The 18,770-nt window shown below is 56.8% G+C and carries 16 protein-coding genes; 8 read left to right on the top strand and 8 right to left on the bottom strand.

Features of this window, described 5'->3' with window-relative positions:
* The first annotated feature begins 170 nt into the window (after positions 1-170).
* Positions 171-1,229, top strand: coding sequence for a hypothetical protein (locus OHL22_RS03530; protein ID WP_263333277.1), 1,059 nt, complete (start codon positions 171-173; stop codon positions 1,227-1,229).
* Positions 1,230-1,331: 102 nt separating this feature from the next.
* Here OHL22_RS03530 and OHL22_RS03525 read toward each other — a convergent pair whose 3' ends face one another.
* A complete protein-coding gene (locus tag OHL22_RS03525; RefSeq protein WP_263333275.1) occupies positions 1,332-1,880 on the bottom strand; it encodes a cupin domain-containing protein in 549 nt (182 codons plus the stop codon).
* Positions 1,881-3,018: 1,138 nt separating this feature from the next.
* On the opposite strand from OHL22_RS03525, the gene OHL22_RS03520 reads away from it, so the two are divergent.
* From OHL22_RS03520 to OHL22_RS03510, 3 genes are all read left to right on the top strand, one after another.
* Complete coding sequence (locus tag OHL22_RS03520; protein WP_263333274.1) at positions 3,019-4,275, top strand: HEAT repeat domain-containing protein; 1,257 nt, start codon at positions 3,019-3,021, stop codon at positions 4,273-4,275.
* 272 nt (positions 4,276-4,547) lie between these two features.
* On the top strand, positions 4,548-4,706 hold the full coding sequence (locus tag OHL22_RS03515; RefSeq protein WP_263333273.1) for a hypothetical protein: 159 nt from the start codon (positions 4,548-4,550) through the stop codon (positions 4,704-4,706).
* A gap of 192 nt (positions 4,707-4,898) precedes the next feature.
* The gene (locus OHL22_RS03510; protein WP_263333272.1) at positions 4,899-5,090 is read left to right on the top strand and encodes a hypothetical protein; all 192 of its coding nucleotides are present in this window, start codon (positions 4,899-4,901) and stop codon (positions 5,088-5,090) included.
* Here the strand turns inward: OHL22_RS03510 and OHL22_RS03505 are convergent.
* From OHL22_RS03505 to OHL22_RS03490, 4 genes are all read right to left on the bottom strand, one after another.
* Positions 5,087-5,827: a hypothetical protein gene (locus OHL22_RS03505; protein ID WP_263333271.1), complete on the bottom strand. Its 741-nt coding sequence runs from the start codon at positions 5,825-5,827 to the stop codon at positions 5,087-5,089. The two genes, OHL22_RS03510 and OHL22_RS03505, sit on opposite strands and share 4 nt — an antisense overlap.
* Before the next feature lie 216 nt (positions 5,828-6,043).
* Entirely contained in the window at positions 6,044-7,999 is a 1,956-nt protein-coding gene (locus OHL22_RS03500) for a glycoside hydrolase family 125 protein (RefSeq protein ID WP_263333270.1), read from the bottom strand.
* Positions 8,000-8,061: 62 nt separating this feature from the next.
* Positions 8,062-8,247 carry a hypothetical protein gene (locus OHL22_RS03495; RefSeq protein ID WP_263333269.1) on the bottom strand — a complete coding sequence of 62 codons (186 nt, stop codon included), beginning with the start codon at positions 8,245-8,247 and terminating at the stop codon, positions 8,062-8,064.
* 79 nt (positions 8,248-8,326) lie between these two features.
* Positions 8,327-10,093: a glycoside hydrolase family 9 protein gene (locus OHL22_RS03490; protein ID WP_263333267.1), complete on the bottom strand. Its 1,767-nt coding sequence runs from the start codon at positions 10,091-10,093 to the stop codon at positions 8,327-8,329.
* Between the two features lie 169 nt (positions 10,094-10,262).
* Between OHL22_RS03490 and OHL22_RS03485 the strand changes: the two genes are divergently transcribed.
* The 3 genes from OHL22_RS03485 (at position 10,263) to OHL22_RS03475 (ending at position 13,966) form a co-directional block, all read left to right on the top strand.
* Entirely contained in the window at positions 10,263-11,408 is a 1,146-nt protein-coding gene (locus OHL22_RS03485) for a glycoside hydrolase family 18 protein (protein WP_263333265.1), read from the top strand.
* Complete coding sequence (locus OHL22_RS03480; RefSeq protein ID WP_263333264.1) at positions 11,405-12,652, top strand: DUF5009 domain-containing protein; 1,248 nt, start codon at positions 11,405-11,407, stop codon at positions 12,650-12,652. The genes OHL22_RS03485 and OHL22_RS03480 overlap by 4 nt, the downstream gene beginning before the upstream one ends.
* Before the next feature lie 102 nt (positions 12,653-12,754).
* The gene (locus OHL22_RS03475; RefSeq protein WP_263333262.1) at positions 12,755-13,966 is read left to right on the top strand and encodes an ROK family transcriptional regulator; all 1,212 of its coding nucleotides are present in this window, start codon (positions 12,755-12,757) and stop codon (positions 13,964-13,966) included.
* Between the two features lies 1 nt (position 13,967).
* Here OHL22_RS03475 and OHL22_RS03470 read toward each other — a convergent pair whose 3' ends face one another.
* From OHL22_RS03470 to OHL22_RS03460, 3 genes are read right to left on the bottom strand one after another with little or no spacing between them, the layout of a single operon-like run.
* The gene (locus OHL22_RS03470; RefSeq protein WP_263333260.1) at positions 13,968-15,098 is read right to left on the bottom strand and encodes a DegT/DnrJ/EryC1/StrS family aminotransferase; all 1,131 of its coding nucleotides are present in this window, start codon (positions 15,096-15,098) and stop codon (positions 13,968-13,970) included.
* Positions 15,095-16,261: a UDP-N-acetylglucosamine 2-epimerase gene (gene neuC, locus OHL22_RS03465; RefSeq protein WP_263333258.1), complete on the bottom strand. Its 1,167-nt coding sequence runs from the start codon at positions 16,259-16,261 to the stop codon at positions 15,095-15,097. The genes OHL22_RS03470 and neuC overlap by 4 nt, the downstream gene beginning before the upstream one ends.
* The gene (locus OHL22_RS03460) at positions 16,258-17,382 is read right to left on the bottom strand and encodes a polysaccharide biosynthesis protein (protein ID WP_263333256.1); all 1,125 of its coding nucleotides are present in this window, start codon (positions 17,380-17,382) and stop codon (positions 16,258-16,260) included. The genes neuC and OHL22_RS03460 overlap by 4 nt, the downstream gene beginning before the upstream one ends.
* Before the next feature lie 208 nt (positions 17,383-17,590).
* Between OHL22_RS03460 and OHL22_RS03455 the strand changes: the two genes are divergently transcribed.
* Entirely contained in the window at positions 17,591-18,766 is a 1,176-nt protein-coding gene (locus OHL22_RS03455; protein ID WP_263333255.1) for a PilZ domain-containing protein, read from the top strand.
* Positions 18,767-18,770: the final 4 nt, after the last annotated feature.

Here is an 18,770-nt window from a genome sequence, read left to right as displayed (position 1 = left end):
CTGCAGCCATGGACTCACTACTACAACCACGAAAGACCTCATGGTAGCCTCAACTACAACCCGCCCATCAGCCGCTCCGAGATACCGCTCGCCGATGGAACAACCTCTTGAGCTTCTACAGCCACCCGCCGGATTGAGTTCGTAATCGTTTCTCGGTATGATTTGGCGCCATGAACCGGTTTTCGTTGGCTGTGCTCTGGATAAGTGTTGCTCTCTGCGGCCGGATGTGGTCGCAGGTTCCCGATAGTACTGTAACGGTCGCGTCAATCGCCTCGGCGAGATCGAGTCTGATTGATATGGTTTGGGGTGAGCCCGGTATTCCAATGCAGTCGCTACCGAGTGTGACGGTTCTGGCTCCTGCTCAGGCTGAGTGGACAGAGGTTGTGAAGGAGATGGGCCTGACGAACAATCAAGCGTTCGAACAAGTGGAGAAATTGTCGTTTGAGGGGCCTGGGGGGTTCAGGAATGTTGGATATTTGTTTGTCGCGAAGGGAAGTCCGAACCGGCTGGTTATCGTGCATCAAGGCCATAGCTGCCGGTTTGATGATCCGGGGCTGGGACTGCAGGGGCTGATTAAGACTTTGTTGATGAAGGGATACTCCGTGGCGACGCTGTACATGCCACGGCCAGACCACTGTACTAATCCAGATATCATTCCCTTCCACAACAAACTGTTCGCTACGTTTCCCAAGAGTCAGCCCGGTAGCGCGCTGCAGTTATTTGTAGCTCCCGCGGTGCAAACCGTTAACTATGCGCTCAATCAGCTCAAATATGCCAGGGTAGACATGATTGGTCTGTCGGGAGGTGCGTGGACCACCACTTTATACGCAGCCTTAGATCCACGTATCAGACTCAGTGTTCCCACGGCAGGCACTCGCCCGAGAAGCATTCCGGGCGATTGTGGACTGAATCCCGATGATAAAGAGCAGGCTTCCATTCCGAGCTATCTGAATTTGTATGCGCTTGGGTCTACGACGGCGGGCAGAAGGCAGATACAGGTTTTGAACAAATTTGATAGCTGTTGTTTCCAGGTGGCCTGTCCTGTTCGGGGCAAGGGAACTATGAACCTGGAGCGCGAGATACGGGAATACGAAAAGGTGACACAGGCAGCTGATCAAAGGTTAGGTGGAGGGAGCTTTCGTGTTTATGTGGACGCGAACTCGCACGCGCACCAGATTTCTTCGACGGTAACTAATCAGGTGATCGTTCCTGCGCTTTCGGCGCCTTAGTGTATTTCCCTATGTGCGGCCTTAGAAGCTATCTCATATATGCAGTGCGGCTTCGACGTATGGAAAGGAAACGGTGGCAGCACAGCCGTCCAGGGAGTGGGATTACGTTGTTTTCAATGGAGGGCCGAGCAGCTTCATGCCATAGAAGGATGGATCGCGGGGCTTCAGATTTGGTTGCGCCGTATCGATGAAGTACTGCTCCATGTTTCCGGCGGGAGAGAAGGCGATGGTCATTCTGGCTGGCCCTCGTACGGCGCTGAAGGTGTGCGGTATGTTGCGCGGCACCAACACGGTTTCGCCCGATTTCAACGTTGCCTGCTTGTCGCCTAACTGGAACAGTACTTCGCCTTCTTCCACGTGGAACCACTCTTCCTGCGCGAAGTGCAGGTGCAACGGAGGTCCGCCGGGGGTCATGCCGGTGTGTTGCAGGACAAAGAGATTGCCGTTGGTCTCTGTGCCTGAGACCTTGAACGCGAGGTGACTGAACCCCAGGGAGCGGGTTACGCCAAAGATGTCCTGTCCGGCGGGAAGCACACGACCCTCTTTGGTGAGCGAGGTTGCGGATGGCTCAGCTTGTGCGGCGGGTTGATCCGGCAGGAACGGCGAAGCGGCGGCGAGTGCTGCGGACTGCACAAAACGGCGACGATTCATGAGGTCTCCTGGAAGTTGAGTGGTGAGATGGGAGCGATTGTACTGCTTGACTGGTTTCCCGGCAAAGAGCAAGTGTAGTTGTGAGTGCTGGGGAGCATGCGGGAACGGCGCTGCTATGGAGATGGATAAGCTTAAGCCGCCGATGGTGCGCGGTTGAAGGCGATGAGTTATGGGGAAGTCTGGAGGGTAGGAGGTTCGTGCTGCGCATGAATTTGGTTCTGGGTAACTAGTAATGCGAGCAGCGGTGGTTCCCAGGTGTCAAAAGCGGGACCTGGGGCACCCGGCATCCGGCTGTGGTAGCTTGAGAAACGGTCAAAAGAGAGGGCGGGTTACCCGGCAGATGGACTGATATGCGAATACGCAATGTGCTAGCAATTTCGTTGCTGTTCTGCTCCGCGAGATGGATCGTTTATGGTCAAGACTCGTCCTTTCAGGCGGTGATCAAAGTGACGCGGACGGTTGTCAGAGACAATGAAACCTTCTTCCTTGTCACCGCGATTCGTAATGCCAGCGGAGTGGAACAATCGCTGGATGTCTGGGATTGTTCCTATCCGACGCAGTGGACTTCTGATAACCCCCTTGTCCACATTAATGGAGTTGATTGCCTTCAAAATAGTCTTGCAAAAATCAAACTCAAGCCTGGCAGCGCGTATGAAAGGGTCGTTCCCGTGCATATCGAGCATCAGGCTCATCACAGTGGGCGTAAATCGGTAACTTTTCGGTTAAGGTATGGAACTGCAGCTTACTTTGGGACTCGGGAGTCTTTGCCGGGGGTTAAGTCCAATTGGAGTAACTCCGTCACGATCGTTGTCACTGGAAAGTGAGCATAGACGGATTAAAGCTCCGACACAATGAGCCAAACTCCGAAATCAATGGTTGATTGCTGTTTCGAGCCGCTTCGCTTTGGCTACAGGGCCTGGCGGCACTGGAAGATTTTCCTGCTGACCATCTGGCTCCGACTACAAGCGATTTCAATGCGAATATCGATAAATATCTGAGTATTTGAATAACTGAAAGAGTTGGTGGGAGACAGTAGGGATGCAAAAATACACCTTGAATCGTTGGCTAGAAAAAGCAAGCGTTGAAGGGGCCTGAGACGTCTAAGACACGCGCTCCCGGACTGCACTTTAGGAGTTTGTTGGGTGGTGGGCGTGAAAATGAATTTCTTGCGGGGTGTGATGTGTCAACTTTTCCTCGTCTTGCCGGTCTCTCTATGCCCGTAGGCCTACTGATCTTGTGCTTGCTTGCCGGATGCCAAAGTGAGAATACCGGCTCACCGAGCGTTCTTGCTGCGTCGCAAGCGCAGGATTCTGTCGGAGAGCAATCTGGAGGTATTTCCAGCATTCTTGGGTCCATTCCAGATGTTCGCTTCCTCGATAAATGTTCCAGTCTGATTGTAAAAGGACGCGTTCTGGATGTACGCGTCGTTGGAACGACGGAAATGAGGAGGCAGAAGACATCAGAGCTGGAGGCTTCCATCCAGGTCGACAGCGTGTTCAAGGGAGAGATTGGGGGTGGGACGATTACTATCCGCCACCCGAAAGATCCGTATCCGAGAGGTATTCAGCTAGTACCGGGGGGATATGGTTTGTATTTCCTCAAGCGTGGTCAAGGCGATTTCAATATCTTTGTTGATCCGCTGACCGCAAAAATGAATATCACCAGTAGAAAGGTTCCATTGGCCAACGCTGAAAGAACTCCGATAGAGAAGCTCACAGTGGAGTTGTTCGCGTCGCTCTCCGACTCCGCGCCGGATGTTCGAAAGACCGCATTGGAACAAGTTAACCGTTTGGGAAGAAAGACGTCCGCAGAGGCTCTTCGGACGATTGCAGCATCCAAGTCTCCGGAAAACAAAGGTATGGCATATGCAGGGTTGATTTATCTGAGAGACTACTCTCTGTTGCGGCAGTCAATCCAATTCGCTGAAGCGCCAACTACCGATCCTGATGCTCAGTATTGGGAATCTCGAATTATCGCGTCGATTGGTGTAATTGGGGACAATAGATTTCTTCAGGCCCTGGAAGCGACCAAGTATATGCACGAAGTTAAATGCTCATCCAGGGTTCTCGTCAAACAACCCCTCGACAGTTCCGTACTACCTCAGCTAGATGCTCTACTTTCCTCACCAAATGTCGAGCTACGCCGTGGCGCGGCTCACGCCTTGCGAGGTATATGCGATCCATCTAGCGTTCCTGTTCTCGCGCAGGCCTTGAATGACAGCGACCGAACGGTTCAATACGATGCAATGATGGAGATCGCCGCGGTTGAGGATTTCCCATCAGGCCTTCCGGCTCCATCTGAGAAGGTTTTCGATGAGAATCCCGCACCGTATATAGATAGATGGAAGAACTGGTGGAAGGCCGTAGATAAGCGAAAATACACCACAAGTTCTTAAGTGCAGCTGAGTGCGGTGAACCATTGTCGGTCAAAAGGCATGTGCAGCGGTATGTCTCTAAAAGGCACGCTGGAGGGAGGCGATAATTCTCAATTCCGAATCGAAGTGTCAGCCTCGAGATCTGAGGCTCGGATTCAATGTCAGGATGAGTCCGCCAACAGTGTCCAATATGGAGATGCCATGTTGTTGCGAAGAAGTCGGCGAGCAGTATTGAACATCTGTGAGATAACTCGCCGGGGTGCCCAAGCATCTTTGTTGACCAGGAGATTGTTATGGTCAAAACCGAAGACGAATTCGTGCAGAAGTCGGATCAAGCTAAGGGTGAGGACACGGCGAAAACAAGGGTGGACAAAGAAGCTGACGATATGGCGAAGAAGGCTTCGAAGACCGAGCAGAAGTTCGACAGGGATAACAACATCTTTACGAAGTGAGTTTTTTGTGCGATGTGGTGAGCCCCGGATGCGAGTCCGGGGCTTTTTTCCTGGTGTGCGTGTGGTTCGCGCTATCGCGCGCTAAATCTGCAGGAGATCGTCCGCATGGGAGTGAGGCTGCCATCTACCCGGGCTGATTTTGGCATCGTATAGGAAAGGCGAAGACATTTCGCTTGAAACGGAGACTTCAATATGGCCGGCAGACACGACGAACCCCTTGCAACCACCCTGGCCTTTGGTGTTCTCGGCGCGGGGCTGATCTATCTTGGACGCCGCGCCGACCCTGGAATTGTTGCGACCATTGCCACCACGGCGGGCTATGGTCTCGTCACCAAGGCTGTGAGTGCAGCCGTGTATGCAGCGCTGTCACCTGCTGAAAGCTAGGCTGGTAGGCGCTCGTCCTGTCTCATCTCGTCTTGTCGCAATTGTTCGTCACACTGATTTCTGTGAATTCGTGCTGCGAAGAAGCGCAGCACCATTGCCGGTACGCCCAGAATCGCGTAGAGAATGATCGCGAGGGTCACGTCCGCTGCGTCCACATGTGCGAGCTTGCCTGTGGCCGGATCGTGAGACATAAGCCCGACAAGAAATCCAAGCGACATCAATCCGATTACTGCCAGCAGAAAGTAATAGCTAAGGTGAAAGGCCCAGGCGCCAAACCCTTTCGGTTTCCACCAGAGAAAGGTGTACTTGAGCCAGCTCTTTACCGGCGATCCGCCATGGTGAGCCCATATCGGGGGTGATTGCAGCTTTTTGAGCTCGGAGAGCTTCGCTTCCATCTCGGCTTTGAGCGTCGCTCTTACCTCGGCATTCAATTCCCCAGCCCATTCCGGCAGATCCTGTACCTTTGACATGCTTTCCGCGAGCTTGCTGATCTGCTCGATCAGGTCTGCCTTGCGTTTAGGAGCAATAAACCGCTGCAGCCAGCTGAAGCGGCCGCCAAGTACGCCTCCGGTAGAGAGCAGCGTTGCGAGAGCCACCATAACCTTCGCTATGTCGGACCAGTGGTTGGAAACAAACTTCGAAAAGTCTCGCGCATGCTGCAGGAAGCCCGGAGTATCAGGGTTTCCTGCACTGGATGCGTTTTGCAGCAACAGAGTAATTCCCACCATTACATGCATGGCTCACCTGCTCGTGGGGAGATGGAAGGTCTCGCAATTATCCCATGTCCATACGAACAGCGCTCTGCGGATTTCACAAACTTCGATCCGCTGCAGCTCTCCGCCGGAAGTGGCCACTATTCGAAGTGCCTCGTCATAGCTCAAAGTGACTCATCATCGCTCAAAGTGCCGCATCTGGCTCCGCTGGGCGAGGTGGTCTCGACTATCGCAGAGCCTTCACTGATGCTTATCGGTACACTCCGCTTTGCAGATGGCATGCGCCACATAGCCTGCTGCTGTAGCGAAGGCGCGTCCGGCCTGATCCATTCGCGCTGTTGCGGGATCGACGCCTTCGGTGATGATGCCGCCATCCCATTCGCTGGCGCGCAGCACTTTCAGCGCCTGCTCGCGGCCCGCGTTCAAGAGCAGATGATCGGCCACGCTCCATGACGTGGTGAAGGGTACGCGATAGCTTCCTGGAAAACCGTACGGCTGACCGGCGTAGCTATAGGCGTAGTTTTTGGAGTGAAGCCACCGGTAGGTGCGCTCGAAAATCGGGTCGGACTCGGGAATGAATCCGAGCGCGGGCAGCTTCATGAGCGCGCCGGGTGGTATTTCGGTGAAGAGTGGCTTCTTTCCGTCCGTTGCGGAGACAAACATGGGACCGTCCGCTGCAGGCGCGGCGCTCGAAACACAATACTTCATGATGGCCGCGTGAAGAGCATCGGCGCGGCTGGTCATCTGCTGCGCATTCTGCGAATCGTTGAGCCGCGTGAACAGGTCACTCAGGTTGAGCAGGGCTTTCCATGTGAGGGCGTTGTCGTATGTGAGGAAAGGAACAATCTGAAATTCATCCTGTGAATCCTGCAAGGAAGAGTAGAGCCCTGTGTCTTTGTCGAACCGGGAGAAGATGCGATCGCGCAGCGTGGCAACGGCGTCGCGGTGCCGCTCTAAGAAGGGGACGTCGTTCGTCTTCTGGATGTAGCTTGCGAGCGCGATTACAGGCGCGTCCGCTTCGTCGAGTTGGAAGCCATCTTCGAGCACTACGCCATCGATGAAGCGGCTGTGCGTGCCGGTGTTGCGAAGCTGTGTGGTTAAGGCATACTCAAGCGCTTGCGCGGCCATTGGCGGATCGATGTCCAGCAACGCCGGGAAGCTCCACAGCATCGCGTCACGATCCCAGTACGCAGCGGAGACGTAATATCGCGGACTGCGCGAAGTTACTCCGACCCATTGCTCGGTGTCGATTGTTCGGCCCCACGCATAGAGCTCGGTAAAGAGGAAGTTCCGGTTCATCAATGTGTCGAGATCGGCGTGGCCGGTGGTTCGGGTTCGCGCATGGCACCATGCTGCAGTCTGTTGCACAATGCCTGCGTAGCCGTTGCGGTCGAGCATTTCCCGTAGCGCTTTGGCATTGTGCGCGGCGCTGAACTCTTCGATGCCGATGCCGAGAATGAACAGGGATTCGGTGGTTTCGCCGGGAGCGAGCGTTACGGTCTTGCTCGCGTTTACAGCAGGGACTGCAGTCAGTGGCGGAGCGGTAACGTCGGCTTTCGAGCCAGGATGAATCAGTGACCAGGCGAACTGCGTATCGGTTGTGATGTAGCTGAATACTTCGCCGGAATCGACCCAGGGCGCTGCTCCAACTGTTCGCTCACCGCGCAGCTCGACCGGAACATAGGTGACGCGGCTCAGGCGTCCGAAGGAAGCGCGCACACCCAGCGTGACTGGAACGGGAGCGCTTTGCCGGTTGGTAATGGAGAGGCGCAGAAAGGCGGCTCGCGAGCCGGACGGAGCGCAATAGAGCAGCGTCATCTCCATGCCGTCGACTACCAGGTGCGCCGAGGGAATCCAATACTCTGTCAGCTCCCATGCGGGATTGTGGAATGGGAGAGGTTTGCCGTTGGCCGTGAAGTAGGGGGTCAAGGCTGGGCTGCCATTGTCTCCATTTACCTGCAGCAATCCGCGATCACGCATAGAGATTGCGTTGAAGCTCGTCAGCGCGCCGTCGCTGGCTCGAATGTCGGGCAGAGCGATCCATTCATTGCCGGTTGGCAATACATCGTCAGGCTGCAGCGAAAGAGAAATCTTGCGTGGTGTTTCTGCCGCGGCGTTCAACAGCAGCATCAGGGTGCAGCACAAACTCAAAAACAAAAACTCTACGTTGCGCAGCCGACGATGGTTTGACTTCAAGATTGGGTGCCCCCTCGTGGTTAAGCCCACGCTCCAGCATAGGACGGCTACCCGCTTGTTTGTCAGGCATTCGCGGGCGAATTGCCGTTGCGGCGAAATTCAGCCATCTGTTCGTCGAGTACACGCATCTTCTGCCAGACCCGGAAAGTGACGCGATCGCGGAGCTTTGTGCCTTGCCGTTTATGCGGCTTGCACATGAGGCATCCGGCGCGTGTCGATTTTGGCCCTTTGCGCTTGAAGTTTGCCATGGAGGAAATGTACCTCTAATCTCCAAGAGCGCAAAATTCTTGTTCCGTTGCTCGATGTGGATCAATTTCGATGAGCACGTTATGGCGCGTGGGGCAGGCTGACGGCGTAGAGATACCAGGCGGCATGGGGAAGCCACTCTTCGGTCCAGCGCCAGTCTTCGTCTTTGCCGGTGACGGCGTAGCCTTCGTTGAAGGCGATGCCGTCTTCGTTATCTGAAGCGGCGGTGATGCCGTTGAGGATGGCTCCGGGGGCGCTGGTGTACTTATAGGACTCGAAGAACATGTATGGAGCGTTGCCGTGGCCGCTACCCATGAGCATGCTGGCGTCATAGGGGTTGCGTCCGAGGACCCAGTGGAGTTGATTCCAGGCGTAGCCGCTCAGCTCTTTCTGGAAATCGGGTTTGCCGGTGAAGAACGGGATGGCCGCACGTGCTGCGGCGGCTAGGGACGCGAGGCGGGCGTCTTCGCCTTGCCACCATGGGGCGGCCTCGGTGTCATGGGGAAAGAAGAAGGCTGTGCGGACTGAGCCGTCACCCATGCGGACTAGCTGGCGCGCGTAGCCGAAGGGATTGTTTACCTCGTCCGTGATTTGCATTTCAAAGCGCAGGGAGTGCTCAACGGCGTCGAGAACTTGTTGCTGGCGTTGCGGTGAAGCGATGGCGTGGTACTCAAGGAGGCTGATGACGGGAAGACCGGCGTCGGATGGATGGAAGAACGGGCGAGTGCCGGAGTCGGCGCGCCAGTAGTCCTGCCATTTGCCTGTGGTGGTGAGACGGTTCATCAGGCTTTGTGCGCGCTGATCGGCTGCCGCGAGATATTCGGATTTGTGCGAGGCGGCGTAGAGTTCGGTTGCAGCCATGAGGGCGCAGTAGTCGTCGAGGATGTTTTCGGTGCCGTCGTTGAGCAGTTCGCGATTGTGAGCGCTGAGGAAGTTGAAGGCGTCTTCGGCGGTTTTAAGGTACGTGGCGCGGGGAAAGTCGCCGTCTTCGGGCATGGTGCTGGCGAGAGCGAGAGCAGCAATCGACATGCCGGCACCGGAACGGAATCCTGCTTCATAAGCATGTGGACCTGCGGCGGTCGAGATGCGTTCGGTGGAATCGGTGGTTTTGGTTTTGATCTGCGTCTTCCAGTTGGGATTGCCGATTTCTCGGTCTTTGGCGAGTTTGCCTTTGCCGGGAGCGCCGATGCTTTCGAAGAAGGATCCGCCGGGGCGCTTGAGGCGAACGAGGAAGTCGGCGCCGAAGAGACCTTCATCGAGCATGCGGTGTTCGTATTCGCTGAAGTTATCATCGTGGCGGGATTGCAGAACACGGTAGCTCTTGAGGAGTGTCCAGGCGACGAGCGGGGCTTGCTGCGGGTTGAAATAAGAGGTCGGGTTCTGGTGTGAGAGATGAATGCCGTAGTCGCCGGTGGCGTCATACCAGCCGCCATGTACATCGATGAACTGGCCGGGGTGTTCGGGGTCGGGAAGATGGCTGTCGGCCTTGTCGAAGTCTCCGCTGGAGCGCTGGCCTTTGAAATAGAAGACGATGTTGGAGAGGGTGTCGCGCTCGAGGACGTTGGTGTTGATTTCAAAGGCGCAGGAGCTGACTTCACCGTTGTTTATGCGGACCTGAAGAAGATAATGGCCGGGTTTGGTCCAGGAGGAGAAATCGGCGGTGGCAAAGTTCCAGTGGTTCCACGCGTATACTTCTCCCGCAGGCTTCGCGCTGCCTTGCAGTACTGTTTTGCCCGTTGTGGCATCCACCAGTTCAAAATTTTCTGGAAGATCTTTTGTTGTGCTCATGATCAACGCCTGCTTGGGAGCCTGTGAGTCATATCCAACCTGATCTGTCAGGATGCGCATCTGAGCGAAGCAATATTGACTGCAAATTGCAGCGGCAAGGGATGTGGTCAAAAGACGTTTTGTACGAATGGGGCACCTTCCTGCGAGACCGTGAGCGGACTCGGAAACGAGTCGAAAATAGTGTAATGACGGAGAGAAGACTTTGGTATCTTTATTTAGGAAGTCACGCATGCATCGCGTTTACCTGATCCTGATGTTGCTGGGAATTGGTGTACCTGGAGCCTTGGCTGAAAGGCCAGCAGAGGCGGTGGTGGCGTATGTCTTTCCGCAGAATAATCTGCTTGGACCGGGCGATATCGATGGCAAGTCATTGACACGCATCAACTATGCGTTTGCGAATATCCAGGATGGACGCATCGTTACGGGGTTTTCGCAGGATGCGGCGAACTTTAAGGTGCTGGAATCGCTGAAGGAACAGAATAAGTCGTTGACGGTGCTGATCTCGGTGGGCGGATGGCTGTGGTCGGGCGGCTTCAGCGATGCCTGTCTTACGGCTGCATCACGCGAGACATTTGTGCAGAGCGTGATGGAGTTTCTGCGCAAATATGATCTGGATGGGCTGGACATCGACTGGGAATACCCGGGGTTACCGGGTGCGGGGCACACGTTTCGCGCCGAGGACAAGCAGAATTTCACGCTATTGCTGAGGGAGTTGCGCGTGAGGTTTAATGCTGAGACGGCAAGGACGCATAAGCGCTTGTATCTGACGATCGCAGCGGGATCATCGGAGGACTTTCTTGCACATACGGAGATGGATAAGGCGCAGGCTTACCTGGATACGGTGAATCTGATGGCGTACGACTACTACGAAGCGAGTTCGGATGCTGTTACTGGGAATCATGCGCCGTTGTTTACGGACCCTGCCGATCCGAAGAAGGCTTCAGGGAATGCCTCGGTGCTTGCGTTCGAAAAGGCGGGTGTGCCGGCCGGGAAGATTGTGCTGGGGATGCCGTTTTACGGGCGGATGTGGGGCGATGTTGTGAGTCAGAATCATGGTCTGTTTCAGCCGGGCAAGGACATACCAAATGCGTATGCGCCTTATTCAGCGATCAGCACAACCATGCTGGATAAGGGGTATACGAGGTATTGGGACGCCAAGTCTTCAGTACCATTTTTGTATAACGCAGATAAGCATATATTCGTGTCTTATGAAGATCCGGAGTCTGCGGCGGCGAAGTGCGCTTATGTGAAGGCGCATCATCTGGGCGGGGTGATGTTCTGGGATTATGAGAGCGACCCGAGCGGGACGCTGCTGCATGCGATTCGCAAGGCGTTGGATGGAGGCAAACAAATGGAGGGCGGCAAGACACCATGAGTACAGCGAGCGCCCCAGTAGTTGCAGAAACGACGGTGACGCGACAGACCCAGCGCGTAGTGTCGATCGATATCTTCCGCGGTCTGACGATGGCGGTGATGGTCTTTGTGAATGCGCTTCCTGAGAATGGAAGCCTTCCATGGTGGACCTATCACGCACACATGCAACAGGACCTGATGACCTATGTCGACATGGTTTTTCCGTTTTTTCTGTTTGCCGTCGGCATGTCGATGCCGTTGTCTGCGGAGCAACGGCTGAAGAAGAATCCTTCACAAGCTGCGTTGTGGTGGCATGTGATCACGCGCTCGCTGAGTTTGCTGGTGCTGGGGATGTTTCTGGCAAATGCGGATTTTGTGGATGCGAAGCTCACCGGTATGAAGGGCGATTTGTGGGCGCTGTTGGGGCTGATCTGCTGCGGGCTGTATCTGAATGTGTATCCAAAGTCGGAGCGGTTTCCGCGCTATACCACTGTGCTGCGAGCAATAGGACTGATTGGCGTTGTGGTGCTGTTTGCGATTTTCCGGCGTGTGACGAAGAGCGGGGATGTTGCGTGGCTTGAGTTTGGTTATCCCGAGATATTGGGGCTGATTGGATACAGCTATCTGGCGTCTGCCGTGCTCTATATTCCGACGCGAAAGTCACGGTGGGCTGCGATGGTGTGGTGCGCGGTGATGGTGTTGTTCTGCGCGGGCTGCACGGCAAAGATCATACCCGTGCTTGGGCATCTGCATTGGTGGGTGTGGCCGTTTTCAAATGGCTCGATGGTGGCGCTGATTATGGCGGGTGCGGCGACGACGCAGTTTTTCCTGGGCGTGATACCGGGGAAGAGCGAGCGGCCTGCGGCCAAAAGCGCAACGGTGAAGGCGATTGTGTTTGCCGCGATATTGCTGGCGTCTGGTTGGATAGCGGAGCCGCTTGGGATATCAAAGATACGTGCGACGCCCTCATGGACGGTGTGGTGCGCGGGCGATGCGGTGCTGCTATTCACGCTGCTCTATTGGGTGTGCGACGTGTGGGGGAAGACGGGATGGGCGTGGCTGTTGCGGCCAGCGGGCGCGAATACGCTGACGACGTATCTGCTGCCTGACCTGTTTGATTTTGGCGTGGGTGTCACCGGGCTGACCTGGTACTACACGCATTTTCAGACGGGATGGGAAGCGGTGGTGAAGACGGTGATTTTTACGATCTGCATACTGCTGGTGTCTAGAGTGCTGACTCAGGCGCGGGTGCGGCTGCAGCTGTGACGTCTGCGTGTAAGCGGAACCTTGTTGGTATGTAGGTGGCTTTCTGCTGGAAGGCCATTGCTGTCTCCAAATGCATATCTGAATTTGTAAGATTGGGCCTTTGTGAAGAAAGAATCGCTATCTGTCGGGCGTCCGGCTCATCTGCGGCATACGAATGCGCTGACGATTCTCAAGCTGTTGCGCGAAGCCGGGACGTGTTCACGGGCTGATCTGGTGCGTGCGTCGGGGTTGAGCGCGCCGACGATTACGAATGTAGTCAACGACCTTATCTCGGCGAAGCTGGTGAGCCCGCTGGGCGAAGGCGCTTCAAGCGGGGGGCGTCCGCCGGACATGCTTGCGTTTAATGCGGAGAGAGGATGCCTGATCGGAGTGCAGTTGTCGGCACATCAGATGTCTTTTTTGATGACGGACCTGATGGGCAAACAGCTTGATACGGCGACGGTTTCGCTGGTAGATCAAAAGACGACTCCAGAGGCCATCTGCCAGTTGATTGGCGTGCAGGTGCGGACGCTGCTGCGCAAACACAAGATGGCGCGGGAACAGTTGCTGGCGCTGGTGGCGGCGATGCCTGCGATTGTGAATGTGGACGAAGGTATCGTGGTCGCGATCAGCACGCTACAGGGATGGCGCAAGGTGCGGTTTCATGCCTTAATGCGCAAGGTTGTGGACTGCCACGTGATCGTTGAAAACGATACGAACTTGGCGGCACTTGGAGAGCAGCATCGCGGGGCGGCGGTGTTTCACGAGAGCTTTGTGCTGGTGCAGATTGACGCGAATGTGAGCGCAGGAATTGTGCTGGGCGGGCGGATTCATCATGGGGCGCAGTGGGCCGCAGGCGAGATTGGTTATCTGCGGCTGCCGCATGTGGCGCGGAAATTTCCTGCGCTGCATGAGTTTGGCGAACTGGAGCAGGTGTTGACGAACCGGGCGATTGTGGAGGGCTTTCGCGAGTGCAAGGAGGCCATTGCCGCAGGCAGCGCCGCGAAGGAAGTGATGGATGCGCAGCGAGTGTTTGAACTGGCTCATGCAGGCGACGCGTGCGCGAAGAAAGTTGTGCAATCACGAGCGGCATTGGTGGGGGACATTCTGGTGAACCTGTCGCTGATCTTGAATCCGGGACTGATATTGGTGGGCGGTGCGGTGGGGAGTCATCCTGAGATGCTGAGCTTGGTGCAACAGCACTTGCAGCGCGCAGAGTTCGCCGTGCCGGAGATTGCTCCTGCGACGTTAGGCGACGCGGCGGTCCTGTGGGGTGCGATCTCAATGGCGCTGGAGGCGCTGCCAGGGATTCTGCTGCCGCAGCCTCAGGGCTAAGCTAAGGCTTCGCACCTGTTTTTGCGTGCTGAATTGCATTTTTGAGCGCTTCGGCGACTGCGTTTTGTTGTTCCGGCAGGATGCGGTTGAAGAAGGGCAGCGCGAGTGTGCGCGGGGCGATGGATTGGGTAATGGGCAGGTCGACTGCGCGGGCGTGTGGTGAGTTGCTCCATGCGGGCTGCTGGTGGATGGGTGGGAAGTAGCGGCCGGTGGCGATGTCTTGTTCGGCGAGACGGGTGCGGACCTGATCGCGATCGATGCCGGGAGCGAGACGGATCACGTAGACGAACCAGCTTATTTCGGAGCCGGGCAGGGTGTGGGGTGGTGGCTCGATCTCTGGGATGTTGCTAAGGAGTGTGTTGTAGCGAGCGGCGGCCTGGGTGCGGAGGGTCAGAAACTCCGGGAGGCGGCGGAGCTGGACGCGGCCGAGGGCGCAGGCGAGTTCAGAGAGACGATAGTTGAAGCCGGGCTCGTGGTGATCGAGCCAGTCGCTGCCGGGGACGCGGCCTTGATTGCGGAGTGAGCGCAGGCGGGTGGCGTGTTCTTGGCTTTGGGTGAGGATGGCGCCGCCTTCGCCGGTGGTGATCTGCTTGTTCGGATAAAAACCAAAAACTGAGAGATGGCCGAATGTGCCGGCGAGCTGGCCGCGATGTCGTGCGCCTATGGCTTCGCATGCGTCTTCGATGAGGAAGAGATTGTGTTCGCGGGCGATGGATTGGAGGGTGGTCATGCCGGCGGGGATGCCGAAGGTGTGGACGGCGATGATGGCGCGGGTCTGTGGCGTGATGGCGCTGCGGACGGATGCGGGGTCGAGGTTGAGGGTGGTGGGGTCGATGTCGGCGAAGACTGGGGTTGCTCCGATCTGGAGGATGACATTGGCTACGGCTACGAAGGTGAAGGAGGGGAGGATGACTTCGTGGCTGTGGCCGATGCCGAGGGTGATGAGGGCGAGATGGAGACCGGCTGTGCCGGAGCTGATGGCGACCGCGTCAGGAGCACCGTGGAAGGCGGCGAGGTCGTGCTCGAAGGCTTCGAGTTCGGGGCCGAGGCTTAGTTGGGGTCGGCGCAGGACGGCGGTGACAGCGGAGATTTCTTCTTCGGAGATGTCGGGGGCGGAGAGAGGAATGTTCATGCTTCGTCTGGGATGGGGGTTGGGGCTTTGATGAGGAGGTTATCGAGTGGGGTTTCGGTGAGGATGCGGGCTATGGTTTCGGAGGCTGTGCCGTTGCCGTAGGGGTTTGTCATGTCGCGAAGAGATGCGCGGAATTCGGTGGTCAGAGCGCGGTGGATGGCGGTGAGGATCTGAGTGCGACCGGCGGGAACGTCGAGGATGTTGGCGGCGCGTTCGCGGCCTTGCTGACGCATGCCTATGTTGACTGCGGGGAGGGCCAGGGATGCGGCTTCCATGATGCCGCTGGAGCTATTGCCAATGAGTGCGTCGGCTTGGGCGAGGAGGCTCCAGTAGGTGAGGGCGGCGAGATTGATGAAGATGTGGGTGTTGGGGCGATGTTCAGCGAGGGATTTGGTGCGTTGGATGAGGGCGCGGCTGCCTGCATCGGCATTGGGGAAGACGAAGATGAGCTGGCCTGGGGATTGAGTGATGGCGGCGTAGAATTCGTCGGCTTCGGAGATGGTGTCGGGGAGGATGGTGACGGGGTGGTAAGCGACGACTGATGTTGGCTTGATTAGGGGGAGATTGAGTTGAGATTCGAGTTCTGAGCGCGTCAGGAGTTTGGAGTGGCTGAGGTGGTCGAGGGAGGGTGCGCCGGCGTGGTGGACGCGCCAGGGTTCTTCGCCCATGGCTATGACGCGCTGGCGAGCGGTGGGGGTGGATGTGAAGTGGATGTGGGAGAGCTTGGTGAGGGCGTTGCGGACGGCGTCGTCGATGGCTCCCTGAGAGATTTCGCCGCCTTCGATGTGGGCGATGGAGATGCGCAGGGCGAGGGCTACAGATGCGGGGGCGAGCATCTCGTAGCGGTCTGCGATGAGCAGGAGGATGTCGGGACGCCAGGTGGTGAGGGCGTCGGCCAGCGAGAGGGTGGCGAGGCCGATGGTCTTGGCCATTCCGGTGTCGGTGTCGGAGCTGAGGAGGCACTCGATGCGGGCGACGATAGGGAAGTTGTCGCGCTCGATTTCGCGGATGGTGTGGCCGAATTCGGGGGAGAGATGCGAGCCGAGGACGATAAGGCCGAGCTCTACGCCGGGATGCGACTGGAGCGCGCGGAGAGGCCAGTAGAGATGGCTGTAGTCGGCGCGGGAGGTGGTGACGACTCCGATGCGGCGCTTGTTGGTCATTGTGTGAGAGCTCCGCTGGAGTTTGTTTGTGCGTGTTGGAGGGCTAGTTCAGATGGGGTGTAGGTGGGGACTAACTGTTGCAGGATGCGGATGGTTTCGGATGCATCGCGTGCGGTGACGGCTTGCTGGAGTTGCGTGAGCTGCGCGCTTAGCTGCGATGTGGATGGTAGTGGGGCTTGCAGTTGGCGGAGGCCGTTGCGGGTGGTGGATGCGGGGATTTCGGAGGTGCTCCAGAGGAGTTCGGATTGCTTTTCGCCGGGATGGAGATGAGTTTGCTGCTGGTTGATGGGTGCGTCGGGGGCGATGTGCGATGCGAGGAACTGGGCCAGGGATTGGATGGATTGACTGGTGTTGAGGTCGGCTGCGAAGAGGAGCGTTTTATCGGCTGGGGTGTTTTGATGAAGCTCGACGGCGGTCGCTAGCAGCAGGTGCGCGGCTTCTTCGAGGGTGATGAAGTAGCGGCGTGCCGCGGGGTCGGTGATGGTGATGGGCGCGCCGATGGAGAGCTGATGCGCGAAGTGTTCAACTGCTGAGCCACTGGAGCCGAGGACGTTGCCGAAGCGGACGGCTGCTCCGCCATGGTGGAGGGTGATGAGCTCGGCGATGCGCTTGGTTGCGCCGAGGATGCTGCTTGGTGCGGCGGCTTTGTCGGTAGAGACGAGGACCAGGTTGCAGTCGTGTTCACGGCACTGCTGAGCGAGGGTCCATGTGGCAAACGCGTTGTTTTGGATGGCTGCGAGGGGCTGGGTTTCAAGAAGCGCGAGGTGCTTGTGCGCGGCGGCGTGGAAGGTCCAACGTGGGATGTGAGTCGAGAAGATGTGCTCTAGAAGGGATGCGTCGCCTGCGTTGCCGAGGATGGGGATGAGGCTGGCTGATGAGTGTGAGTCTCTGAGGGATTGGGTGAGTTTCTGCAGGTTTAACTCGGAGTGATTGAGGAGGATGAGGCTTGCGGGATCGAGTGTGGCGATTAGGGTTGCGAGGGCGGAGCCTATGGAGCCGCCTGCGCCGGTGATGAGAATGGAGGAGCCGGACAGGAATGCGAGGTCTGACGGTGTGGCGTGTGGCAGTGGCGGGCGCTCCAGGAAGCTGTGCCAGGGGAGGGCGCGCACGTCGATTGGCATGGTTCCAGTATAGGGTTTGGTGCTGTGACGCCGCGGACATTGGGCGTCTAAGCACAGAAATCTGGCAGGCTTTGCTGTTGTGTAGTAGAGTGGTTGACCAAATTGATGCGAGATATTTCTGACGCGGTCTGATTTCCCCACAGATTCCGCGCTACCTCTGAAGAGAGAAACTTCGTGTCAGGCTCTATTGGTTGGGAGTGCCGGAACAGTGTTCAATTTAACCAAGATCAAGGAAACGCTCTGGCAGTTAAGCTCCGATGAGCAGCCTCGGGCGGAACGGTTTGCTCCATCGAAGCTAGGGGCGCTTTATGGGCATCATGCAGCATCCTGGACTGCCGGTGTCAAAAACATCAGCTCAAGCGGTGTGTACCTGGCCACAGAAAAACGCCTCAGCACGGGCGAAGTGATCAATCTGACTCTGCTGGAAGAGGATCAGATTTTGTTGGAGAAAGAAAATCCAAATGAGAAGACGGATTGCCGGATATCGATCCACGCCCGGGTGGTTCGGCAGGGAGATGATGGCATCGGGTTATCGTTTGTTTTACCAACGGGGCTGGATGCGACGCTGTGGAGCGTGATGGTGCGGAACATCGCTCTGCTTACGGACAAAATACAAATTGAAGAAATGTTTCGCATGCTCCGGACGATTCTTTTCGAGTGCCATTTGTGCCAGGCCGAGGCAGAGGAAGCGATTCTGCTGCTGGGTGGGCAACTCACTCCGCTAAGTGTTGCGAGCCTGATCAAGATCGCGATTCTTGCGGAGGAGGAGCTTGCCACGCATCCACACTTTGATCGCATGCGAGCGCATCCGAAGCTGCTGGCACATCTGTTGCGCCAAGGAAGCTGGGCTCAAGACGAGACGCTGCTGCATCTATGGGCGGGGTTGTTGGTTGCGTCCTGCAAAGTTGACGCCGCGGATGATTCAAATCAGGTTTGTGTGGACCTGCTTGGTCACGTTGGCCCGGAGCAGGCAAGGATCTGGATCTGTGGATGCGAACGTGCCTTGGCTACGGTATCGGAGGATCATTATGTCCCTGATGTTCCCGTTAGGTTGAGCCTGGAGGAGATGCAGCATATTGCGGACCGTCCCGATCCGAATCGCCCCAGCCAGGATACGGCGTATTTGTACCATCTGGGATTACTGGAGAAGCTGTTCGATTTCACCTCATACAAGGTGATCGACAGCTTTGATATCACTCCAAGCCGGCTGGGCATCGAAGTGTACAAGCGTTGCCGGGGTTATGACCAAAAGCTTCCGGACGATCTTGTCGAAAAAGCAAAGGATTGTCTGCGGAATATTTTTGTTGAACCGCAGGCACAGGTCGCCCAGGATCAGACTCCGCACTATCAGAGCACCGGTTCCAGCAGCCGTAAGAGTGATTGAGGAA

Origin of the sequence: Acidicapsa dinghuensis, assembly GCF_025685685.1 — a bacterium.
GTDB lineage: Bacteria > Acidobacteriota > Terriglobia > Terriglobales > Acidobacteriaceae > Acidicapsa > Acidicapsa dinghuensis.
The sequence above is the reverse complement of the archived record's forward strand: the minus strand, read 5'-3'. Positions and strand labels throughout refer to the sequence as shown.

Excerpts from the sequence above, each read along its gene's own strand:
- OHL22_RS03530 (WP_263333277.1), top strand. The coding sequence starts at position 171 with ATGAACCGGTTTTCGTTGGCTGTGCTCTGGATAAGTGTTGCTCTCTGC.
- OHL22_RS03525 (WP_263333275.1), bottom strand. The coding sequence starts at position 1,880 with ATGAATCGTCGCCGTTTTGTGCAGTCCGCAGCACTCGCCGCCGCTTCG.
- OHL22_RS03515 (WP_263333273.1), top strand. The coding sequence starts at position 4,548 with ATGGTCAAAACCGAAGACGAATTCGTGCAGAAGTCGGATCAAGCTAAG.
- OHL22_RS03510 (WP_263333272.1), top strand. The coding sequence starts at position 4,899 with ATGGCCGGCAGACACGACGAACCCCTTGCAACCACCCTGGCCTTTGGT.
- OHL22_RS03505 (WP_263333271.1), bottom strand. The coding sequence starts at position 5,827 with ATGCATGTAATGGTGGGAATTACTCTGTTGCTGCAAAACGCATCCAGT.
- OHL22_RS03495 (WP_263333269.1), bottom strand. The coding sequence starts at position 8,247 with ATGGCAAACTTCAAGCGCAAAGGGCCAAAATCGACACGCGCCGGATGC.
- OHL22_RS03490 (WP_263333267.1), bottom strand. The coding sequence starts at position 10,093 with ATGCGCATCCTGACAGATCAGGTTGGATATGACTCACAGGCTCCCAAG.
- OHL22_RS03485 (WP_263333265.1), top strand. The coding sequence starts at position 10,263 with ATGCATCGCGTTTACCTGATCCTGATGTTGCTGGGAATTGGTGTACCT.
- OHL22_RS03480 (WP_263333264.1), top strand. The coding sequence starts at position 11,405 with ATGAGTACAGCGAGCGCCCCAGTAGTTGCAGAAACGACGGTGACGCGA.
- OHL22_RS03470 (WP_263333260.1), bottom strand. The coding sequence starts at position 15,098 with ATGAACATTCCTCTCTCCGCCCCCGACATCTCCGAAGAAGAAATCTCC.
- neuC (WP_263333258.1), bottom strand. The coding sequence starts at position 16,261 with ATGACCAACAAGCGCCGCATCGGAGTCGTCACCACCTCCCGCGCCGAC.
- OHL22_RS03460 (WP_263333256.1), bottom strand. The coding sequence starts at position 17,382 with ATGCCAATCGACGTGCGCGCCCTCCCCTGGCACAGCTTCCTGGAGCGC.